This window comes from Sphingobacterium endophyticum, assembly GCF_009733535.1.
In the GTDB taxonomy this organism is placed as follows: domain Bacteria; phylum Bacteroidota; class Bacteroidia; order Sphingobacteriales; family Sphingobacteriaceae; genus Sphingobacterium; species Sphingobacterium endophyticum.
The window spans coordinates 1-3,540 of the sequence record NZ_SMMI01000038.1 but is presented as its reverse complement, the minus strand read 5'-3'; the positions used below and the strand labels follow the sequence as shown (position 1 = coordinate 3,540).

General features: G+C 37.8%; 5 protein-coding genes and 1 pseudogene. 2 read left to right on the top strand and 4 right to left on the bottom strand.

Annotated elements, in window-relative coordinates; all coding sequences use genetic code 11:
* Together E0Y80_RS20480 and E0Y80_RS20475 are read right to left on the bottom strand one after the other, a co-directional pair.
* Positions 1-210 (bottom strand): carboxymuconolactone decarboxylase family protein (locus E0Y80_RS20480; RefSeq protein WP_197091707.1); only part of this gene is annotated, 210 nt, incomplete at its 3' end.
* A gap of 68 nt (positions 211-278) precedes the next feature.
* Positions 279-854 (bottom strand): Crp/Fnr family transcriptional regulator, encoded by a 576-nt coding sequence (locus E0Y80_RS20475; protein ID WP_156309503.1) that lies wholly within the window; start codon positions 852-854, stop codon positions 279-281.
* Positions 855-931: 77 nt separating this feature from the next.
* Here E0Y80_RS20475 and E0Y80_RS21060 point away from each other — a divergent pair, with 77 nt between their 5' ends.
* On the top strand, positions 932-1,132 hold the full coding sequence (locus E0Y80_RS21060) for a DUF1896 family protein (RefSeq protein WP_394350251.1): 201 nt from the start codon (positions 932-934) through the stop codon (positions 1,130-1,132).
* A 63-nt stretch (positions 1,133-1,195) separates the two neighbouring features.
* On the opposite strand, the pseudogene E0Y80_RS20465 reads toward E0Y80_RS21060, so the two are convergent.
* Both E0Y80_RS20465 and E0Y80_RS20460 read right to left on the bottom strand, forming a co-directional pair.
* A pseudogene (locus tag E0Y80_RS20465) lies at positions 1,196-1,743 on the bottom strand (TraM recognition domain-containing protein); the annotation flags it as partial.
* Positions 1,742-2,302 carry a hypothetical protein gene (locus E0Y80_RS20460; RefSeq protein WP_156309502.1) on the bottom strand — a complete coding sequence of 187 codons (561 nt, stop codon included), beginning with the start codon at positions 2,300-2,302 and terminating at the stop codon, positions 1,742-1,744. The pseudogene E0Y80_RS20465 and the gene E0Y80_RS20460, both read right to left, overlap by 2 nt.
* 701 nt (positions 2,303-3,003) lie before the next feature.
* Between E0Y80_RS20460 and E0Y80_RS20700 the strand changes: the two genes are divergently transcribed.
* Positions 3,004-3,540, top strand: a 537-nt coding sequence (locus E0Y80_RS20700; RefSeq protein WP_197091706.1) for a TolB family protein, incomplete at its 3' end; no start/stop codon positions are given.

The window sequence follows — 3,540 nt, the reverse complement described above, 5'->3', positions numbered from 1 at the left end:
AAAAATACGCTGATTGGTTTCGCCATTTTTAATAGCATCTTGAGTATGAATGTTGATACAATAGGCACAGCCGTTGATTTGTGAAGCACGTATTTTTATAAGTTCTTTGTTTGTCTTGGTTATAGATGACTGAGAGATATAGACTTCTAATCCAACCATCGCTTTTAGTGCATTTGGAGCCACTTCTTTAAAGTTAAATCGTTTTTTCATTGTATTATTATTTTTAAATTGTTCAATGCAAAATTGGATAATAACAAAATGAAAAATCTTAAACTGGTTTAAGAACGAATCCTCTTGCGTATTTCGCTTAAATATTCGGGAGTAAAACCTAGATAGGAAGCGATTAAATATTGAGGAACACGTTGTACAAAATCAGGATGATTTTTGACGGCTTGAAAATAAAATTCTTCTTTCGAAAATGAAAAAAGAAATTGAATGCGTTTTTGAGCGGCTGCGAAGGCACGCTGGTAAACAAAACGGAAATAGCGCTCCATCATCGGAAATTTCTCTAGTAGCTTTTCCTGATTCTCTTGAGTGATATAAAGAACTAGAGATTTTTCTACTGCTTGAATATAGAATTCTGTTGTGATATTGCGTTCATAGGCAAAGTTGTCGGTAAGCCACCAAGTTTCGATGGCAAATTCGGTGGTCTGTTCTATTCCTTTCTCATTGATGTAAAATTTTCTTAATAAGCCAGTCAGCACAAAATAATGATACCTGCAAATCTGTCCTTCCTCCAAAAGATTTTCTTTTTTAGCTACCTCTTTAGTGTCAAAGAATTTCTTGATTTCTTCAAATTCATCACTGGAAATTTGAATAAACTTTTCAATATGTTGCTGAAATATTAAAGACATTAGTAAATGTATTGTGAAGAACAAAAATACAAAATAAATCCTTCGCTATAATCTGCTTACGTCAACACCGCCACTCAATGCCAAAGTATTCTCCTTCCTTAAATGCTTTTGCCACCTTCTCCAAATTTATGGTTCAGGCAAAAATCTATATAAATTTCTATATGGATAAACAGCAAAAAGACTTATCGTATTTCATATTACGCCTACAGGAACTACTTCATACCAGCTTTCCCGAAATGACATACCAAATCAAGTTTATACATCAAAGTTCATCTTAGGTGGCCAATACCTATGAATGGGCTTTTCGTTCAGGAAACTCAAATAGTAAGCCCTGACTTTTTTTAATTACCCTGCTGAACCAAATGTTTTCGATCAGGATCATTTTTGATGCGTCCAAGCTCCCCTTCAATAACCTGTACGATGTCTTTTTTATATGCCAGTAATTGGTTTCTATCCCCTGCTTCATATTATCAGTACCGTGTTCATCAGTAAAAGAGCGAATTTGTGGTATCTTCTGGCAGGCCTTGGTTTCTGAGGCTACCTTATCTACCACAATTTCGGCGTAAATATCTTCTGCTCGATACGTTCATCAAAGTTATCCTATACCGAACCTACAAACATACCATGTGTCAAAGTTGAGATCTTCGATGCAGGTATAACGCTGTCTAACTGTGTGGAAAGTGGTATATTTATCATTGCGGTTAATCGTCATACTCTGACGTTTATGCAATATTTTCCCGAAAAGTTCCGATAGGCTTTTTGCCATTTCTCCAACCACCCGCCCACTGAATATATTGCCGACGGTATTTTGTATTACTTTACTCTCTTTCTCGCCGTAATCCCTCACCAATTGCGAAAAGTCCTGAAAGCCCAAAAATACCGCTACCCTACATTTCTTGTAATTTAATTTTTTCCAAAATATTTGATGAAATATCTCCAGCCTTCAATGCCCAAAAAAACATTTGGGCTTTATATACATCTGTATAATCTATAAGGCTAAGAACTTCCTTTTGTTGATTAAAACCGTCTTTTGATTTGAGTTTGACGCCAAATTGATTTCTCATAATTTTCTTCAGCTCATTAAAATGCTTGGCAGCGTCGATGGAGGTAAATTCATCAGGAAACATCGCTCGAGTAAATCGCTGAAATACCGACCAAGCATTTTGATTAACCAGTTTATGAATCAAGTGATAAACTCTACATTTATCACTAGAAGAGAGGATATCTTCTAAATGGCTGAAACTTTCGTTAACAGGGGATCTAATTTGATCCCGGTTATCTATTTTGATTACTTGTTGGCTTATAGTAGCTAGTCCGTTTTCTTTTATAAAAAGATACTGATCTAAAAAATCATCGTTGTTATCTTCAGCAAGCTCTTTGAAACGTTGATTTAATATTTCATAGGTCGTGATCACTTTCCTAACTACCTCAGATTTTAATTGTTGCAAGATATCAGTATATTTCAGATAAATATACCATTATAACCTCCAATTGTAAAAAATAGGGTTGGATTAACCTTTTACTTTCTCAAGTAGCTTTTCCAGTAATTCTGTCTTCTCATTTCTAGTTTTCAATGAACGTTCGCAGTAATTACTAATTTCTCAGCTTAGAAATTGTGTAATTTTCCGGGTGCTATTTTTATCTGCAGCCCTTGTCATATATCTTGGTCAAAAATCCTAGTTTTCGTGGATTGCATGCATTCGAACCCTACCGTAACTTTGAGAGTAAATATTTTAATGAAGAAGGAATGAAACACTTTGTTGCATCGATATTGATAACGATTTGTTGTTTTTTCTTGGGATGCTCCAAAGATGAAAACAACGGCGCTGACAACCGATTAGAGGGGCTATATCCCACGAAATTGAAAGGTACCATTTATTACGATTGGGCTACCGAAGGTATACTCAAAATAAGTTTGCCGGACGGGACGGGCGGATCGTTTATTCCCGACGATAGCAAACTCAACAACTTTGATATTTCACGGGATGGAAAGACGAAGCTGACGGTTGTTAACGCCAGCACTTTAGGACAATATGATGTCCGATTCACGATCAGCGATATCAATACAGGGGCCGTCGTTGAGGAATTTATCTATAACGGGCCTGGGCTCAGCGCTTATTGCAAGGGTCATCTCTCGCCGGATAACAGCTTGATTCTGGTCACCTCGAACGAAAAAGAAGACGGTATCACGGTTCTGAAAAGGAATGGTGAGTTTGTGTCCCGAATTGTGGACATCAATGGAGAACGGGTCGATTTTAATGTAAGTGCCTTATGGCTTCCGGACAACCATTTCCTCATGACCCATGGAGATTATATTATCCGTGTTTCTCCCCCATATACTTCCGGGACTTTGGTCAAGGAAATGGATTATGAAGATTGGGGTGAACTGGCGGTAGATCAGAAGGGTACCCAACTCGCACTACGGATCGCCAACCATATCCATACCATGGATATCGATGGGTACAATCTCAAGCAGGTAACCAACAGCAATTTTACGGAATCTGAGCCCGTATTCTCCCCAGATGGAAAATATCTGCTCGTTGGTAGTTACTATCGATATAGTGGCGAAGGCTTTGGACGATTATGGCAACTGAGCATCATCCCAAATGACGGCAGGCAGTACACTACAAATCCCGATGCAGAAGACAATTCACCGGGTGTGATTCCTGTCATCTGGAAAGGGAAA